Genomic DNA, 18,866 nt, shown 5'->3' on the forward strand with positions numbered 1-18,866 from the left:
ATAGAGTAAAACTGTGTATTTGCTAATATGCATTGATGTATGACTATAGATTAGGTCAAAATACTGAATATAAAATGGAGTAATTACTTACTGATAGTTAAAATTATGCTTATACCAAAAGTACCATAATAAATTAATTTATTTATTCAATATACTCTATAAATCAAACAGATAGATAATTGTAGTTATATGATTAATCTTATTTTTTTCATAAATTTTAACAATATTTATGACTCAATTTTGACAGCTGGTAATACAATTTTGACCAGCATTATTTGTATTTTATTCTTAACATGATGTAATTCGCTAAATGGTTAAGGATTAATTCTATAAAATCTCGTCAAGTTGATAGAATTGCGTGAGTTAGACATGGTAAATGGCTAATATTCACTATGATCAAATAGAAGAGTTAAGTAGAAGTTAGACTTTAATCATAAATCACAAATCAATCATTTTTATCGTAAACCTATGATGAACAACTCCTACAAAATTAACCGTTTCGGCGGCAACGTAGGTCAGGTTGGAGAACTCCAACCCCAGTCATTCAGTCAGAAAGCGTTCGCTCGTTTTATGGCCATGCTGGTAATGGTAATGCTGTTGGGTAATGCCGCAGCATGGGCGCAGGGCCGCACCGTAACGGGTAAAGTATCGGATCCATCAGGCGCATCGCTACCTGGTGTAAGTGTACAACTAAAGGGTACCCAGCGCGGCACAAACACCGATGCCGATGGTAAGTACTCGCTGGCCAACGTGCCAGACAATGCAACGATTGTGTTGAGCTTCATTGGCTATACTTCGCAGGAAGTAGCTGTTGGAAACCGCACGACTGTAGACGTAAAACTATCTGACGACACCAAAGCGCTCGACGAAGTGGTTGTCGTTGGTTATGGTACGGCAAAACGGAAAGATTTGACCGGTTCTGTTGTTCAGGTTTCGGCCAAAGACTTCAACGCTGGTGTGAACCCAAACCCACTGCAAGCCATTCAGGGTAAAGTTGCCGGTCTGGTAATCACGTCTCCTTCGGGCGATCCGAACCAGCAACCAACGGTTCGTCTGCGTGGATATACCTCGCTGGCCGGTGGTAGCGATCCGCTTTATGTAGTAGACGGTATGATTGGTGTTCCAATCAACACAATTTCTCCTTCCGACATCGAGTCGATGGACGTATTGAAAGATGCCTCTGCTGCAGCTATTTATGGCTCACGGGCAGCTAATGGCGTTATCCTTATTACCACCAAGCGCGGTAAGTCGGGTAAAACAACGGTTTCCTTTAATAACTACGTAGGTATATCGACCATTTCAAAGCGGTATGAAATGCTGGACGCACAAGGGTATCGGGATGCCGTTACTCAAATTAAAGGAGCTGCGTCATTGAATGATTTACAGCGTTTCCCCGCTGGAAATTACAATACCGACTGGACGAAGCAGGTTACACAGAATGGAACCGTCAATAACCATGATCTTTCGATTGCGGGTGGTTCACCAACGTTCAGCTATCGGGGTTCGCTCAACTATATAAACCAGAACGGTATTATCAAAAATACGGGTCTGGATCGTCTGACGGGTCGTATCAACCTTGATCAGAAAGCCTTCGATAACCGACTGAATGTTCAGTATAATCTGTCGTACTCTGAAACGAACAAGAAATATGACAGTGGCATCATTGGCCGTGCCGTTACGTTCCTGCCAACATTGCCTGTGAAAAATGCGGACGGATCATATTACGAAGTAGGTGGTAGTTTCGACCTCTTCAACCCGGTTGCCATGCAGGAAAATGTTATCAATAACGGCGTACAGCGGTATTTACAGGGTGGTATGAACCTGCGCTACGAAGTACTGGACGGATTGACGCTGGGCGTTAACGGTCAGATACAGCGGGATAACAGCGTCGACAACTTCTATACCAATCCAGCTATAAAAGCCTATGCCGCTAACAATGGCCGGGCTAGCCGGAGATTTTACGAATCGAATACGAAATTGCTGGAATTAACAGCAAACTATACCAAAGCATTTGGCAATCAGAGCAGCAATTACTCGTTATTGGGTGGGTACTCTTACCAGAGCTTTGATAATGATGGTTTTACAGCAGCTAACTCAGGTTTCGTAACCAGCGATATCAACTATAGTAACCTGGGCTTAGGGTCAGGTACGCTGGTTAACCCTGGTAACAACTACGCTACTTCATACCGCAACAACGCAAAGTTGATCTCTTTCTTTGGACGGGCGTCGTTGAATCTGAATGATAAGTATAACGTAACGGCTACGGTACGGCGGGATGGTAGTTCTAAATTTGGTGCCAACAACAAATGGGGCGTGTTCCCATCGGTGGGTGCAGGCTGGACCATTACCAACGAGTCGTTCTTCCCAAAGAGCAACACGCTTAACTTCCTGAAACTGCGTGTTGGTTATGGACAAACGGGTAATTCAGAAGGTATTGCGGCCTATAACTCGATTCAGTTATATGGTCAGAAAGGTACTTATTATGATGGTACGCTGGGTGACTTCCTGCCAGGTTATGGTATCACCCAGAATGCAAACCCGAACCTGAAATGGGAAGTGCTGACCACTTCGAACGTTGGTTTGGACTTCCAGTTACTGGGCGGTCGATTCTCTGGTACAGTTGAGTATTATAACAAGCTGACCAAAGACATGCTCTATCCGTACTCAGTACCTGCCGATGGTATCAAGTACTTTACCAACACGATTCTGGCCAACGTAGGCTCGATGCGGAACAGCGGGTTTGAATTATCTTTTGGCGGTGATGTCATCCAGAAAGGTAATTTCTCCTGGAACTCACGGGTTGTAGGCGCTTATAACAAAAACACGATTGTTTCGCTGTCAAATGATGAGTTCAGCAACGGACAGGTTCGTTTCAACGCCTTTAATGGTCGTGGTCTGTCCGATGTGTATGCATCTTACCTGGTACCAGGTCAGCCATTGGGAGAATTCAATAACGTACCAACGTTTACAGGTGCCTATTCGGCAGATGGTCAGCCATTATTGAAAGCGGGCTCTGGTGACACGCCGGTAACGGAGGTAGGGAAGGCGGATGCCGCTGCTGGGGTTAATTCAGGAAATTATGTCAAACAGGGTAACCCACAGCCATTCCTGAATGCTTCGTTTATCAACACATTCCGCTACAAAGGATTTGATGTATACTTCCAGTTGCGCGGCACGTTTGGTAATACGATCCTGAATGCCATCCGGTCCAACCTGTTGATTCCAGGTTCTATCCTGGAAACCAACATGCTGAAAGGTGTTACGGACTACCCTAAAAACTACGGTGTGAACGTATTGACGTCAAACTGGCTGGAAAGCGGTTCATTTGTGCGCTTCGATAACTGGCAGGTGGGCTATAATATTCCATTGCCAGCCAGCAAGTACATCACAAATGCCCGGATCTATGCGGGTGGTAATAACCTGTTTATCATAACTAAATACAAAGGTATTGATCCTGAATTGCAGGTTAAGGCTGATTTACAAAACAATGGAACAATTCAGCAGGCACCTAATGCTGTTGGTTTAGATGGGGGTGGCTATGGAAACGTTGTTTACCCAAAAACACGCACGTTCCAGTTAGGTCTTAACCTAACGTTCTAAGTGGTTCAATCACAAACCGGATGTTGTTCAAAAAAATCTCCGGTTTGTGAAAACTTTTTTAGTTAACATAGCGTACATGATTTGTCTACATAACGCTGTAACTGATTAATTGTCAAAAACTTATATGAAACAAATAAATATAAAATTGCTTCTGGGCTGTTCGGCGCTGATGCTGGCAGGCCAATCCTGTACCGATCTGACGGAAACAACCTATGACGTTATTCCAACCAGTGGTACGTTTGGTAGTACTCCCAATCAGGCTGCTGCTTTGATTGGCCCGCTTTATAATGGTCTGGGTGAATATTGGGGAAACATGTCCAACCTGAACACAACTACGGATGAGCAGATCGTGCCAACCCGTGGTGGTGACTGGAAAGATGGAGACAACTGGAAACGGTTATATACCCATACCTGGGATCCTATTACAGACAATGGTCAGTTTAATGGCCCCTGGACCTGGTGCTACAACAACATCACCAGTATCAACCAGCAGTTAGGCACCATTACTGATGCCAATACGAAAGCTGAGCTACGGGCACTACGGGCATTTTTTCACTACCAGGCAATGGATTTGTTTGGCAATGTGATTATCTCCGATGCTGTTACCGCTGCTACGCCTAAGCAAAACACACGGGCAGAGGTATTCGCCTTCGTTGAGAAGGAGTTACTGGCAGTTTATCCAAACCTGAGTGATGTATCGGGTGGCGCGTATTATGGCCGGATGAACAAGTATGTAGCCGACATGATTCTGGCTAAACTGTACCTGAATGCACAGGTTTACACGGGTACTCCCCGTTGGGCTGACGCGATCACACGGTGCGATAACCTCATCAAATCGGGTAAATTTCAGATTTCCGGTGATTACCTGAGCAACTTTGCTGTTCAGAACCAGAACTCACCAGAAACGATTCTGGCAACGCCATTCGACAAGTCGAAACGGGGTGGATTTCACCCACAGATGCAGGGACTCCACTACCTGAACCAATTGACATACAATATTGGTACAGCTCCCTGGAATGGATTTGCTACAGTAACGGAGTTTTATAACTCATTCGACGCTAAAGATTTGCGTAAGAAGCAGTGGCTTGTTGGTCAGCAGTACAAAGCTGATGGTACACCTTTGAAAGATGACGCTTTGGACATGGTATTCCGCCCAGAAGTTGAGTCGTTCGTTTTTGATGCCGGTGCTAATGGCCGTTTGGCCGGTGCTCGTAGTCAGAAGTACGAAATTCAGAAAAACAACTCGTTTACAGAGCAGGATAACGATTTCGTCGTCTACCGTTTGGCTGACGTGTATCTGATGCGGGCAGAAGCCAACATGCGCTTGGGTAATATGGGTGCTGCCCTGCCTGACTTGAATGTGATTCGTGCCCGTGCCGGTATGCCTGCCTATACAACCATTACGCTGGATGAGTTATTGGCAGAGCGTGGTCGTGAGCTGGCATGGGAATACCACCGTCGTCAGGATTTGATCCGTTTTGGGCAGTTTGGAAAAGCATGGCGTTTCAAAGATGCTGAGGCTGACAATCATCGGACACTGTTCCCAATTCCGAAGGATCAGCTATCGTTGAACCCGAATTTGAAGCAGAATCCAGGCTATTAATTTTCCTTACTTAGGGTGAAAACGAGCAGGCTCATCTGGGCCTGCTCGTTTCATTTCTGGCTGATTAAAAGCCAATTAATCCAAAATATGCCGTTCAACAACCTTTGTAATTCGTTATCTTTGTCGTCCTTATTTCCTAAGTGAATCCACTTGAGCGATAACTTGTCTTAAACATAAAAATTTATAATTCACGTACTTGTGCTAATGCGCATCAGTTTGATATTACTGGCAGTAGGCCTGCTTGCCGCTTGCCGTTCCGAACAACAGCCACCGTCAGACCCTCTGTTCCGAAAGTTACCTGCCGACGAAACACACGTCAATTTTAGCAATACCGTTACCGACGATAAAGACTTTAATATCTTCAATTACCGTAATTTTTATAATGGCGGAGGTGTCGCTATTGGCGATGTTAATAATGACGGTTTATCAGACGTGTTGATGATCGCCAATATGGGCGACAACAAACTCTATCTGAACCGAACAAAACCCGGGCAGAGCGGCATTCAATTTGACGATGTTACGACCAAAGCGGGTGTGGCCGGTAAGCGAGCCTGGAGCACTGGAGCCACATTTGCCGATGTGAACGGTGATGGGCGACTCGATTTGTATATCTGTAATGCCGGGAATCGCAATGGAGACGACCGCGCCAACGAACTCTTTATAAATAACGGCAACGACGCCAACGGCATCCCTACCTTTACCGAGCGAGCAGCTGAATATGGGCTGAATGATCGCGGGTATTCAACCCACGCGGCCTTTTTTGACTATGACCGCGACGGCGATCTGGACATGTATTTGCTCAACAACAGCTTTATGCCCGTTGGCAGGCTGCAGTATGCCAACCTGCGTGCAGAGCGGGATTCATTGGGGGGACATAAGCTGTTTCGGAACCTAATGAGCGAAAGAGCGAAAGAGCGAAAGAGTGGCTTGGCCATAGATAAATCATCGGCTCCTGTTTTCGCGGATGTTTCGGAGCAGGCCGGTATTTACGGGAGCCTGATTGGCTTCGGACTGGGTATTACCATTGGCGATGTTAATGACGACAACTGGTTGGATATTTATATCTCCAATGACTTTTACGAGCGCGACTATCTATACATCAATAACCACGATGGCACCTTCAAGGAGTCGATCAAAGAGTCGATGCCGCACACGAGCCTGTCGTCGATGGGAGCCGATGTGGCTGATGTGAATAACGACGGGAAACTCGATATTTTTATAACCGATATGCTCCCCGGCAACGATCGGCGGTTGAAACAAACGTCGAGCTATGAGGGTCATGACTTGGAACAGATTAAAGTTGGCCGCGACTTTCACTACCAATACATGCAGAATATGCTGCACCTGAATCGGGGCATTCAGCCTGGGTCTGGTGGCTTACCCGTTTTTAGCGATGTGGCCCGTTTTGCGGGTGTTCATGCGACCGACTGGAGTTGGGGTGCCCTCATTTTCGATATGGACAACGACGGGCAAAAAGATATATTCGTTGCCAATGGCATTGCCAAAGACGTAACGGATCAGGACTTCGTGAACTTCCTGGCTGACGGCGAAAACATGGCGCAAATTGCCCGTTTGCGTAAGTTTAACTTCAAAGAGTTTTTGGATAAAGCCCCCTCGGAAGGCGTTCCGAATTACGCCTTTCACAACGATGGCGGTCTACAGTTTACCAACAAAGCGTTTGATTGGGGACTGTCTGAACCTGATTTTTCGAACGGGGCTGCCTATGGCGATTTAGATAATGATGGCGATTTAGACTTGATCGTCAATAATATGAACGCCCCGGTAGCCATTTACCAGAATCAATCAGTCGAAAAGAATAAAACAAATTTCCTGAAGATCAAGCTGGAAGGACTTGGCATGAATCGGAACGCCATTGGTGCCCGTGTGCTTGTTTACCAGCCTGCACAAACGCAACTGTTACAGCAGATGCCCAATCGCGGGTTTGAGTCGTCGGTAGACCTTAATCTGGTATTTGGGTTAGGCGCATCGCCCGCAATTGATTCATTAATAATCATCTGGCCGGACGATAAGATGCAAACTCTGCGCAAACCGAAGGCCAACCAATTGCTCACCCTGCGGCAACAGGAGGCCAACCAGCTCTGGAAACCAACGACTACCAAACAGGAACCCTTTTTTCAGGACAATACCGCAGCATCGGGCCTGAACTATGTGCATAAAGAAAGTCCCTTCGTCGATTACAACCGGGATGCGTTGCTTAAACAGCAAGTCTCGACGCAGGGCCCCGCTTTGGCAACTGGCGATGTAAATGGCGATGGGTTAGACGATGTGTTTCTGGGTGGTGCCAGTGGACAGGCTGGACACCTATATATGCAGCAATCGGCTGGTCGGTTCGTTGATAAAACGCCAGCACAAATGGGTCAGGATACAGCCTATGAGGCTGTAGATGCTGTTTTGTTCGATGCCGATGGCGATAAAGATCTTGACCTGTATGTCGTGTCGGGCAGTAACGAGTTCAGTGAGGAGTCCGACGAGTTGCTGGACCGATTTTACCTGAACGATGGAAAAGGCGGCTTTACCCGTTCGGAAACAGCGTTGCCAAACCTGAAAGCAAGCGGCTCCTGCGTGGCTGCTGCCGACTTTGATCGGGATGGCGACATTGATTTGTTCGTTGGGTCGCGGTTGATTCCGGGGAAATACGGTCAAAATCCACCCAGTTATCTGCTCACTAACGGTGGCGCCGGAAACTTCAAAAATTACACGAAGCGGTCATTGCCCGACGTGGATCAGTTGGGTATGGTCACATCGGCTACCTGGGCCGATCTGAATGGCGACAGCTATCCCGAACTGATTGTTGTTGGCGATTGGGAGCCCGTAAAAATATTCGAAAACAAGCACGGTAAACTAAGTCAGAACCCGGCACTAGCGATCAAGAATGCGAAAGGGGAGGTACTGAAGACCAATGGCTGGTGGAACTGCGTAAACGCAGGTGATGCCGACGGCGATGGTGATCTTGACTTAGTAATTGGGAACTTGGGCACTAACTCCCGGATTAAGGCTACCCAAACTATTCCTGCCGAAATCTACGTTGGTGATTTTGACCATAATGGTACAGTCGAGCAGATTATCAACTGCGCCGATGAAACAGGCGAATTGTACCCAATGGTGCTGAAGCAGGATTTGCAGAAAGCCATGCCTACGATCAAGAAAAAGTATGTGAAATTCCATGACTATGCCGGTAAAAAGATTACCGATATGTTGGATGAAGATCAGTTAAAGCAGGCAGTTGTCAAGCAATCTTTCATGGGTACAACGGCTATTCTGATGAACGATGGCAAAGGGAATCTGACGTTTCAGGCACTACCTGCCGAAGCCCAGTTTTCGCCCGTTTGTGGTGTCCTTTTCACAGACTATGATAAGGACGGGCGCACGGACCTCCTGTTGACCGGAAACTTTCTGGATGTGCTTCCCGAAATCGGGCGGTATGATGCTAACTATGGCATACTGTTACGCAATAAAGGAAAAGCCGCCGATGGTTCGATTACTTATGAATCCATTAATCCGACTGTGTCGGGATTCTTCGTGCGGGGGCAAGTTCGGCGGATAGCAAAGCTGGCACAAGGGCAAGTCGTTCTGGCCAAAAACAACGACCGGGCGCAGATATTTAAAATGGATAATGGAAAATGAACAATGAGCCTCAGCTTATAAATCATTGTTCATTTTCCATTATCCATTATCCATTTTTCTTATGAAACGTATTGCTTTATTTCTGTTTGTTGGCGCTGTGGCGTTGACGAGTTGCAACCCTTTCAAATCTGAAAAAAAACTTTTCCAGACACTCGACTCCACCCAAACGGGCGTGGGTTTTGTGAACCAGTTGAAGCCGACCGAGAAATTGAATATTCTCGATTATCTGTATTTCTACAACGGTGGGGGCGTATCGGCGGGCGATATCAATAACGATGGCCTAACCGATCTGTACTTTGTTTCTAACCAGGGTAAGAACAAATTATACCTCAACAAAGGAAATTTTAAGTTCGAAGATATCACCGCCAAAGCGGGAGTCGAAGGATTTGCCGATTGGCAAACGGGCTCTACTATGGCCGATGTTAACGGCGATGGCTTGCTCGATATCTATGTTTGTGCCGTGGGCAATTTCCGTGGGCAGGAAGGGTCCAACGAGCTGTACATCAATAACGGCGACGAAACCTTTACCGAAAAGGCCGCTGATTATGGTCTTGACTTCACCGGATTTTCGACCCAGGCCGCTTTTTTTGATTATGATCACGATGGCGACCTGGATTGCTATCTGCTTAATCACGCCATTCACACATCGCGCAGTTATGACCGCGTGTCGGCCCGAAATTTCCGGAACAACGAGTCAGGTGACTACCTGTACGAAAACCAGATCATAACTAAAGCCGGGAAAGCTCCGGCGGGCAAGATTACCCGTTTCCTGAATGTAAGCGAACGAGCCGGTATTTATGGTGCCGCTATGGGCTACGGCCTGGGCATCTCGGTTGCCGACATGAATAATGATGGATGGGAAGACCTGTACATCTCCAACGATTTTCATGAAGATGACTATTACTACGTCAACAACCACGACGGCACCTTTACGGAAAGCGTTAGAAAAGCGTTTCAGCATACCAGCCGCTTTTCGATGGGCAACGACATTGCCGATGTGAACAACGATGGTTTTCCGGATGTGATGACGCTGGATATGTATCCCGAAGATGAAACGGTTGAGAAATCGTCGCTGGGAGAAGATCCTCTGGATATCTATGTGTATAAACTGGCCTATGGCTACATGAATCAATACAGCCGGAACTGCCTTCAATTGAGCCTTTCGGGTAAGAAATTTATGGATATTGGAGCAATGTCGGGGGTAGCCGCCACCGACTGGAGCTGGTCGCCGTTGCTGGCCGACTATGATAATGATGGTATAAAAGACCTGTTCATCACGAACGGCATTGTCCGTCGGCCAAACAACCTTGAATACGTTAAGTTTGCAGCTGATGACTCCCTGCGCTATGCGATGGAAACCTCGAAATCGCTCGATGAACGGGCGACCAAGCTAATGCCCGAAGGCAAGGTACACAACTATTTGTACCGGGGAACCCCTTCCCTGCGGTTCGAAGATAAGTCGGTGGCTTGGGGTTTCGAGACACCAAATTATTCAAACGGTTCCGCATACGCTGACCTCGATAACGATGGTGATCTGGATTTGATTACCAACAATATCAACGATCCGGCCAGCCTGTATCGGAATGAAGCGAATACGATCTTTCCGGACAACACCCACCTGACCGTTAAACTGAGCGGTAATTCGCCGAACAACTTCGGCACAGGGGCAAAGGTTATCTTAAAATATGGTAAAGACAGCCTGATGATGCAGCAGTTGATGCCTACACGCGGCTTCGAATCGTCGGTTGCGCCCGAGTTAGTATTTGGGCTTGGCAAACGGGCAACTGTTGATTCGCTGATTGTAATCTGGCCAAACCAAAAGATGGAAGTTCGCACGAAGGTGAAAACTAATCAGTCGCTGACGTTGAAACAGGCCGATGCGAAACTTGATGGAACCAGCTTTCGATACGCAGCCCCTGCCATTCATCCGCTCTTCGCCGATTTGACTACTGCTGATTCAATTCCGTATAAGCACCAGGAAAATAATGAGTATTTCGATTACGTTCGGGAGTCGTTGATGCCGTTTAAGGTGTCGACCGAGGGGCCACATCTGGCGGTGGGTGATGTTAATGGTGATGGACTGGACGATATTTATGCCGGTGGTGCTAAGTGGCAGGCGGGCAGTTTATTAATCCAGCAACCCGACGGCAAATTCAGCCCATCAGTTCAGCCTGACTTCAAAAGGGATTCGACTTATGAAGATGTAGACGCCGTTTTCTTTGATGCCGACGGCGACAAAGACCTGGATTTATATGTAGTATCGGGCGGCAACGAGTATTATAATAAAATGCCCGAGCAACTTGACCGCCTTTACCTGAATGATGGTAAAGGTTCGTTTGCTCGGTCAGCGAACGCGCTACCGGACATGTTCGACAACAAAAGCTGTGTCCGACCGGTCGACATTGATAAAGATGGGGATCTGGATTTATTCGTCGGCGGTCGTGTGGTAGGATTCGGCTATGGAAAATCGCCAAACTCCTATTTGCTCGTTAACGATGGCAAAGGGCATTTCTCAGACCAGACCGACAAACGGGCCGATGGGCTTCGAAAAGCCGGTATGATTACCGATGCTGTCTGGGTAGATTATGATGGCGACAAAGACCAGGATTTGATTCTGGCAGGCGACTGGATGCCGATTCGTATTTTCGCTAACGACAACGGCAAGTTTGCCGAAGTCAAACCCATTACTGAAGACGAAACCCCATTGAGCGGTTTCTACCAGCGGGTCATTGCTGCCGACTTCGACCACGACGGTGATATTGACCTGATTGCGGGCAACATGGGGACGAATACCAAGTTTCGCAAAACTCCCGATTCACAGCTACGGATGTGGGTGAAGGACGTAGACAACAACCAGAGCACCGAGCAGATCATTGCTTATAATCGCGGCAAAGAGTGGTATCCACTGGCTTTTAAAGACGAGTTGGGTAAACAGATGCCGAGTATCATCAACAAGCGCTTTACGGATTATGTCTCCTTTGCTGGTAAGCCCCTCGACGATGTATTTAAAAATGATGAACTGAAAGATGCCGAAGAGTTTACCGTCAATCAATTTGCATCGGTTTATCTGGAGAATAAAAATGGGAAATTTGTTGTACACGAACTGCCCATGATGGCGCAAGTCTCGAAACTATTTGCCTTACACGCCATCGACATTGACCACGATGGCGACCTCGATATATTGGGCGGAGGTAATTTCTACGGCGTAAGTACGTATCAGGGGCGTTACGATGCCAGTTATGGTCTGGTATTGCGTAACGACGGCAAAGGCAACTTCACGGCATTGTCGCCCGTTGATGTCGGTTTTCTGCTCAACGGCGAAATTCGGGATATTCGCCCCGTTCATACGGGTCAGGGTGTATTGATTGTTGTGGCGCGAAATGATGCCGGCATGCAGGTATTCAAATCATTATAGCTAACATAAATCCTAATTTTGTCTGATATTTTCCGTTAATTTTGTAAGTGAGAATCAATCATATTGCGGTCGATTACCACGTTAACTTGTCATTTTACTATGAAATCTTCGCTTCGCTTAGGCTACCTGCTGGCTGTTTTGCTGGTCGGATTAACCGGTTGCAAGAAGCCCGCATCCCCTGCTGAATATAACGCAAAGGCTGCCAATCCCGAATATTATAATTCGGCGTTGAACAAGCTTACTGAGGTCGTCATTCACGATATTTTCTCACCACCCGTTGCCAGTCGGATTTATTCATACGCGAATCTGGCAGGTTATGAAGCCCTTGTGCCTTTCGATGCAAACTATGAATCGCTGGGTGGTAAACTGAAACGGTTTGAAAGCGGTCCAAAGCCCGAAGCGGGAAAGGACTATTGTTTTCCACTGGCGAGCACCCATGCGTTCATGACCGTTGCCCGTGCATTGACGTTCTCGGTTGATTTTTATGACACATTCGAGAAGCCATTTTATGAGCAATACAAGAAGGATGGCGTTCCTGATGAGGTCTATGACCGCTCGATGGCCTATGGCGAAGCAATAGCCAAGCACGTGCTGGACTATGCAGCCAAAGATAGCTATAAGCAAACGCGGGGATTCAAACACACTGTCACGAATGAAGAAGGTACATGGGTGCCTACACCGCCCGCTTATATGGATGCAGCAGAGCCTCAGTGGAACAAACTCCGTTGCTGGGCTATGGATACCTGTAACCAGTTTATGCCGCCACGGCCATTTCCATATAGTCTGGCCAAAGGTAGCCCTTACGAAAAAGAACTCGATGAGGTGTACCAGCTAGGTAAAGATCTGGATAAGCAGAAACAGGATATTGCGTACTTCTGGGACGATAATGCGTTTGTGATGAACGTGGCTGGTCACGTCATGTATGCCAGCAAGAAAATGACACCCGGCGGTCACTGGCTGGCCATTGCGGAGAGTGTTGCGCGCCAGAAAAAGATGACCATGATGCAATGTGTAGAAGCTTATGCGCTTACCTCGTTTGCGCTGAGTGATGGCTTTATTTCGTGTTGGGATGAGAAGTATCGAACCAAAACGATTCGCCCCGAAACGGTTATCAACAAGTCACTCGATCCAAAGTGGACGCCCTTTCTGCAAACGCCCCCTTTCCCCGAATATCCAAGTGGACACAGTGTCATTTCTACCGCAGCCGCTACCGTAATGACTCATCTGATGGGCGACAATATTGCCTTTACCGATTCGACCGAGTTCCCGTACGGGCATGGCGTTCGGTCGTTCACATCCATTCGGGGCGCTGCCGATGAAGCCTCGATTAGCCGGTTATACGGCGGTATCCACTATCGCTCTGCGCTGGAGAATGGACAGGTTGAGGGCGAAAAAGTAGGGAAGTGGGTTATTGAGAAAATCCGTACCCGCAAATCAGGGGTTGCCCAACGATAGATATAACTTTGTTATATGAACGAAATTCGCTGTTGATCCGGTCAAAAGCGAATTTCGTTATTTAGATGGGTTCCCATCCGCTGAACTATGCAATTGGTGCTGTATTGCCTGTAGATTATGAATAATGATTTCAATGCGTTCCTGCTCTTTCCTGAGGGTTCGTTTTCCCAGAATGAAATAGGCGTATAGCATCCAGGCAAGATACATCCCTAAAGAGATAAGTCGACCTGCGAGTGGCATAAGCCCTAAAATTTCGATAAAATACAGCCCGAAGGCACCGTTTAATAACAGGTAATAAAGTGGCAAATTAATGCGTATCAACTGTTTCCGATAGGCATAATAATGTTGCCACTGATCCAGATGCTGAGTGGTCGACATTGAAATGTCTATCCGGCGTAGACGCACAAACAAGCCTACGTTGATGAGTCCCTGAGTAGCAGAAATAGCAGAAATCAGCACGATTGCTACATACGTAAGCGTCGATTGAAAGTGAATAGGACTAAAGAATCCCATCCAGATTATTCCTACGGGCGTAAGAAGCAGTGCAATGGCCGATAGAAGCTGCGTTCGTTCCAGTTTGCGCTGATGATCGACATTATCTTTATTCAATTCGGCCGGGTTAATCGTTTGGGCTGGTATTATCTGCTGCTGCCAGACCTGCTTTAGGTGGTCAAAGTTGTCCATGACGCTGGAAAATGCTTGTAAGTTGTTGTTTGATGCGGTGAATTTTAACACGCAAATTGCCCTCCGAAATGCCAACCACCTGGGCAATCTCACCGTAGGACGTGTCGTCCAGCACAAGCGTAATAATAAGTCGATCCAGTTCGGCAAGTTGGTGGATGCAGGTGTAGAGAAGGCTTATTTGCTGCTCTGTGTCGTTTGGTTCGTCTTGCGCCTGTTCGTTGTGTTGCATTTCCAGCGTATCAGTTGGGTGCTTACGAACTGTGCGTAGGTGATTAAGGCAAGTGTTTACCGCGATTCTGTAGAGCCACGTACTTAGGAGCGACTCCCCTTTGAACTTAGCCAAATTCTGCCACACCTTTACAAACGTTTCCTGGGTTAAGTCCTGCGCCTGTGCGTAATCCCCCGTATAACCTAAGCACAGTTTCAGTACTTTTTTATAATAGGACTGATAAAGTGAGTCGAAGTCTGGTTGTGGCATAGAATCACAGGTCAGTTTGAGCTTGATAGGAACTGGTCTATCTGCTGGTAAAACCAATTTGGATCGTCATACATAATAAAGTGCTTGGTATGCGCCACCCGAATTGTTTTTGGTTTCAGTAGCTTGTACTGCTCATTCAGAACACGTTCTGTCGTGGCTTCACTATTGAAATATAAACTTCCCAGTACAAGGGTTGGTGTTTGAATGGCAGCAATATCATTCCGCAAATCAGTTGTGCTCATTTCAACATACGTATAGCCAAGCGTTCGACGGTCGCTCATCGCCGACCAGTGAGCAATTTGCTGCGCCCGTGTTGAGTCGCTCACTTGCCAAAGCATCGACTTCGTCATGTTTGCTTCATACGAAGCCGCAGGCATATTGACGAAATTTTGAGCAACAGCCTCCGCATTAAACATAGGGTTTTTGGTCAATGAATCGGCAGTAATGGCTGGGTTGGACATCGCTGAAATAAACGGGACTCCATCCACACAAATTAATTTACTAAGCAAGGATGGTGCTTTACTACTAATCCAGAGCCCCATGAAAGCTCCCAGGCTATGACCGATCAACATGGGTCGTTTGAGTTTCTGGTCATTTATGTACCGAATGATTTCGTCGCGAACCGTCTGTAAAACAGGCGTTTTTATTGGTGCTACACCGGCAAATCCCGGTAGAGTAAGCACATGGCACTGGTAGTGATCTTTCAGGTGGTCGACCGTCTCATTCCATACATCGCCACTACACGAAAAACCAGGTATCAGAATGACGGGCTGGCCCTTACCTGTAACTGTTACGCTAAATGACGTCGGCTGCGTAAAGCCCGCATGAGTTATGAAAATCAGGATAAATAATAAGAGCGTTTTCATACTATTGTCTTGTTAAGAAATGAAGAGAAAAGTTGCGTTAACACGTCGAAGTGCCTGAACGCTGGTATCAAGTATTGGAAACCGATTCTCATCAAATGTTACAGCCAGGCAATACTTTTTTCAGCGTCATAAAACGTGCTGGACGGTTTCGGTGGTTTGGATAGTTGGGACGATGATATTATCCAGCTCAAAAAAAAGCTCCCCAGGCAATGATTTGCATTGCCTGGGGAGCTAATCCTCAACTAAAGATGATTCTGGTGAAATAAAAACGAGCTGCTTACCCTAGATCAAAACAACCACGCTGGTTAGTTAAAATCTGGTATAAGGGCTTTTTTATGTCTACCATTGTGCCACTGGCAGATTGGCGGACTGGAGTTCCAGTTCAACATCTTTTGTGCTAACTGCCATTTTATTTAACGAAATGTAAATTGCTTTCACGGCATTCTCTATACGCTGCCAGCCTTCTTCACTCCGCAAGTCGATGCTAATCATTGTGCGGTCATTTTGTGCCATGATAGTAAGGTAGGTCATAGCACCAAGAACAACGGCTGAAATCGCTTCCGTATCCGCTCCTTTTACAAAAGAGAGCTGATGAACAAGCCGGGTCAGTTCTTCATCCTGCGCCTTAGCTGTCGTTTCGGCAATGGGATCATTTTCAATGACACTTGCTTTAAGAACTTCACGAGCAGCTTTGAAGGTACGGAAATATCTGTAGGTTTGAATAACCTGACGGTACCAGATTCGAGCTATATCGGAGTCATGTAGCGGACGAATTTGGTCCAGAATAGCAGGTGTAAAGACAGGAAACAGTTTCCCCATTTTTACGTAGTATTCCAACAAGCCTTCCATGCCGCCAAAGTACCGATAGATTAATACTTTGCTAACATTCGCTTTTTCTGCAATACGGTTAACACCTACCCCTTCCAATCCACGTTCCGCAATGACTTCTTCCAACGCTTCAACTATGCGTTGAGTAGTCTTGGAACGATTCCGTCTGATTTTCTCATCCTTCTCCATAATAACTGCATCCATTGTAATTAAGTTGATGTCACCCTCTTTGACTATAAATAATCATGAAAGTCACTTTAGTAAACTTTTATTTACCAATCAATTCGTATTGGTTGGTTAGAATTTAGTTTGTCAATATTATTAGAGAATTTGGTCAATTACTAATTATGCCTATACACTTTTTGTGGATACATGGTGAATGACTATAAAAAGGGGATAAAAAACATTAACTGCTCAGTAAGGCTGATAATTAATAATAATTTTTGAAATACGATACATAAAATAAATACGTAAAAATCAAGTTTCCATTGCTTCTGCAAAAGCAATGGAAACTTGATTTAAGGTTTTCATACAGCAAACAGTATAAATTTGGCTTTTAATGATAACAGCAGTGCAGGCGAGTCGTTTGTTCAGTTAAGTATTAAGTATATAGATAGGCCCACCAGATAAGTACGCCTTGTAAGGGTAACCTTGCCCATCGAAGCCAGGCTGGAAACTTCCGGAATCGACTCGAAGTAGCCATGTATACATTGGCTGGAAACACCACAATCAACATCAGAATCAACCCCCAGGCCGACAGTGAACGGGTAGCTGGAAAAAGGAGCCCAATACCCAGAACTATTTCTGCAATACCACTTAATGTTACCATCAGATTGTGTGATGGAACATAGGGTGGCATAATGGCTAAATAAGTTTTGGGACTAATGAAATGATTGGCTCCCGCAGCAATGTAGATAGCGGTCTGGATATAAAGACTGAGATTGGACATGAATGTAACGTAAACAGGAGTTTGCTATTTATTGATTTATCAGGTTTATATCATCTACTCAATAACGTGCCCCACAAAACTCGCTGTATTATCCAGGATCAGACCACCCCGGCGAAAGCCTAATCCACAGGCTTCGCCCGCATAGAAGACGCCCCCCTGATAGGCATTCCCCGCCGAATCTTGTGGGAATTCAACGTATTCCTGATAGATTTTCGAGTAATCACCATAATCCCCGGATGTAGCCTGACGTTCGGTACCGTCGGCGTTCAGAATACGGGTATTAGCGCCTTCACGTCCAAACAGTACTTTTTCAACACAGGCTTTACCAATCAATGGTTTGGTATCAGTTTCGAGAAGAAGCGGATGATTCGGATACAGCTCCCACAGGATTTTTAGGATATATTTAGATTGGAAGAGAAGTGTATAGGCCGGGTTCAATACCACGGCCAGCCGCTTACGGACAATTTCGGTTAGAATTCGGAGCAGTTCGGGTTCATCTTCGGCAATGGATTCCCAGGGGACCAGTTTAAACCAGAAATCCAGTTTTTCGAACTCACCGTTTTTAGGGTTCTGCCAGAAAATACCCTCTTCGGCCGAAAAGTCGACATTGTCCACAAAATCAAGTTCAATGTCAAAGCCAGCTTCACGGGCTGCTTCGCCCAATAAGGCTACGTTGGCATCGTCCTCAGGCGAGTCGCGGATAGCCGACAGTAAAAGCGTTGGCTGCAAATCGGGATTAAGGGCTAGCAACTCTTCAAACTGGCCTGTTAATGTTTCAAATACGGCGTTGAACTGCTGACTTTCATCGAGGCCGTTTGCCCGTAAGTGCGCATGCTGAACAACCGCCGTTTCGGGGAGGCAGGTGGCCGTATCGGCATTAAACTCAATAAGTTTGATGGGTTGGCCGCCAACGCCCCCAACCAGATCGAAGCGTCCGTACAGGTGAATATTCCGGTCGTCGTCCCAGGTTAATTTTATCAGTTCGATAAGGTTGTCCGGAATACCTGCTTCGGCAAAACGATTCTTGTCGATAATGTCCTGCCCGGCAGCGACAAACATCTCGAATAAATCGTTGGCCGCTTCATAATAGGCGTCTGCTTCGGCAGTTGTTACGCTCACTACCTCATTTGTTAGATAGGGCAATGTATCCTGGCCTAGCATCCAGTCCCAACCGAGATTACGTAGTTGGGCGTCGGGCTGTGTCGTTAACTTTTTGAGAGAAATCATAGTAGTCGATAATTTACGGCGAACGAATTACGATTCCTGCAAAAACAAGTCGTAATTCGTACCAGAACGGCTGGTATCACACCTATCCATGGTATTGGGTTGTAACCGTCCTGTAA

The 18,866-nt window shown here is 46.4% G+C and carries 11 protein-coding genes; 5 read left to right on the forward strand and 6 right to left on the reverse strand.

Translation table 11 applies throughout. From position 1 onward, the window contains the following. The first annotated feature begins 468 nt into the window (after positions 1–468). The 5 genes from CWM47_RS11595 to CWM47_RS11615 all read left to right on the forward strand — a co-directional run bounded on the left by CWM47_RS11595 (position 469) and on the right by CWM47_RS11615 (position 13,718). Entirely contained in the window at positions 469–3,600 is a 3,132-nt protein-coding gene (locus CWM47_RS11595; RefSeq protein WP_100988129.1) for a SusC/RagA family TonB-linked outer membrane protein, read from the forward strand. Positions 3,601–3,724: 124 nt separating this feature from the next. Further along, entirely contained in the window at positions 3,725–5,203 is a 1,479-nt protein-coding gene (locus CWM47_RS11600) for a RagB/SusD family nutrient uptake outer membrane protein (RefSeq protein ID WP_100988130.1), read from the forward strand. A gap of 204 nt (positions 5,204–5,407) precedes the next feature. Continuing rightward, entirely contained in the window at positions 5,408–8,848 is a 3,441-nt protein-coding gene (locus CWM47_RS11605) for a VCBS repeat-containing protein (protein WP_100988131.1), read from the forward strand. A gap of 61 nt (positions 8,849–8,909) precedes the next feature. Beyond that, positions 8,910–12,263 carry a VCBS repeat-containing protein gene (locus CWM47_RS11610; RefSeq protein WP_100988132.1) on the forward strand — a complete coding sequence of 1,118 codons (3,354 nt, stop codon included), beginning with the start codon at positions 8,910–8,912 and terminating at the stop codon, positions 12,261–12,263. 99 nt (positions 12,264–12,362) lie between these two features. After that, entirely contained in the window at positions 12,363–13,718 is a 1,356-nt protein-coding gene (locus tag CWM47_RS11615) for a vanadium-dependent haloperoxidase (RefSeq protein ID WP_100988133.1), read from the forward strand. Between the two features lie 57 nt (positions 13,719–13,775). On the opposite strand, the gene CWM47_RS11620 is transcribed toward CWM47_RS11615, so the two are convergent. The 6 genes from CWM47_RS11620 to CWM47_RS11645 form a co-directional block, all read right to left on the reverse strand. Continuing rightward, on the reverse strand, positions 13,776–14,402 hold the full coding sequence (locus CWM47_RS11620) for a hypothetical protein (protein WP_100988134.1): 627 nt from the start codon (positions 14,400–14,402) through the stop codon (positions 13,776–13,778). Beyond that, a complete protein-coding gene (locus CWM47_RS11625) occupies positions 14,389–14,880 on the reverse strand; it encodes an RNA polymerase sigma factor (protein ID WP_100988135.1) in 492 nt (163 codons plus the stop codon). Before CWM47_RS11625 ends, CWM47_RS11620 begins: the two co-directional genes overlap by 14 nt. Positions 14,881–14,891: 11 nt before the next feature. Further along, positions 14,892–15,746, reverse strand: coding sequence for an alpha/beta fold hydrolase (locus tag CWM47_RS11630; RefSeq protein ID WP_100988136.1), 855 nt, complete (start codon positions 15,744–15,746; stop codon positions 14,892–14,894). Positions 15,747–16,085: 339 nt separating this feature from the next. Then, positions 16,086–16,778, reverse strand: coding sequence for a TetR/AcrR family transcriptional regulator (locus tag CWM47_RS11635; protein ID WP_100988137.1), 693 nt, complete (start codon positions 16,776–16,778; stop codon positions 16,086–16,088). A 397-nt stretch (positions 16,779–17,175) separates the two neighbouring features. Beyond that, the gene (locus tag CWM47_RS11640; RefSeq protein WP_100988138.1) at positions 17,176–17,523 is read right to left on the reverse strand and encodes a DoxX family protein; all 348 of its coding nucleotides are present in this window, start codon (positions 17,521–17,523) and stop codon (positions 17,176–17,178) included. Between the two features lie 54 nt (positions 17,524–17,577). Further along, a complete protein-coding gene (locus CWM47_RS11645) occupies positions 17,578–18,750 on the reverse strand; it encodes a glutathionylspermidine synthase family protein (RefSeq protein WP_100988139.1) in 1,173 nt (390 codons plus the stop codon). Between the last annotated feature and the right edge of the window lie 116 nt (positions 18,751–18,866).

The organism is Spirosoma pollinicola (assembly GCF_002831565.1).
Classification (GTDB): Bacteria; Bacteroidota; Bacteroidia; order Cytophagales; family Spirosomataceae; genus Spirosoma; species Spirosoma pollinicola.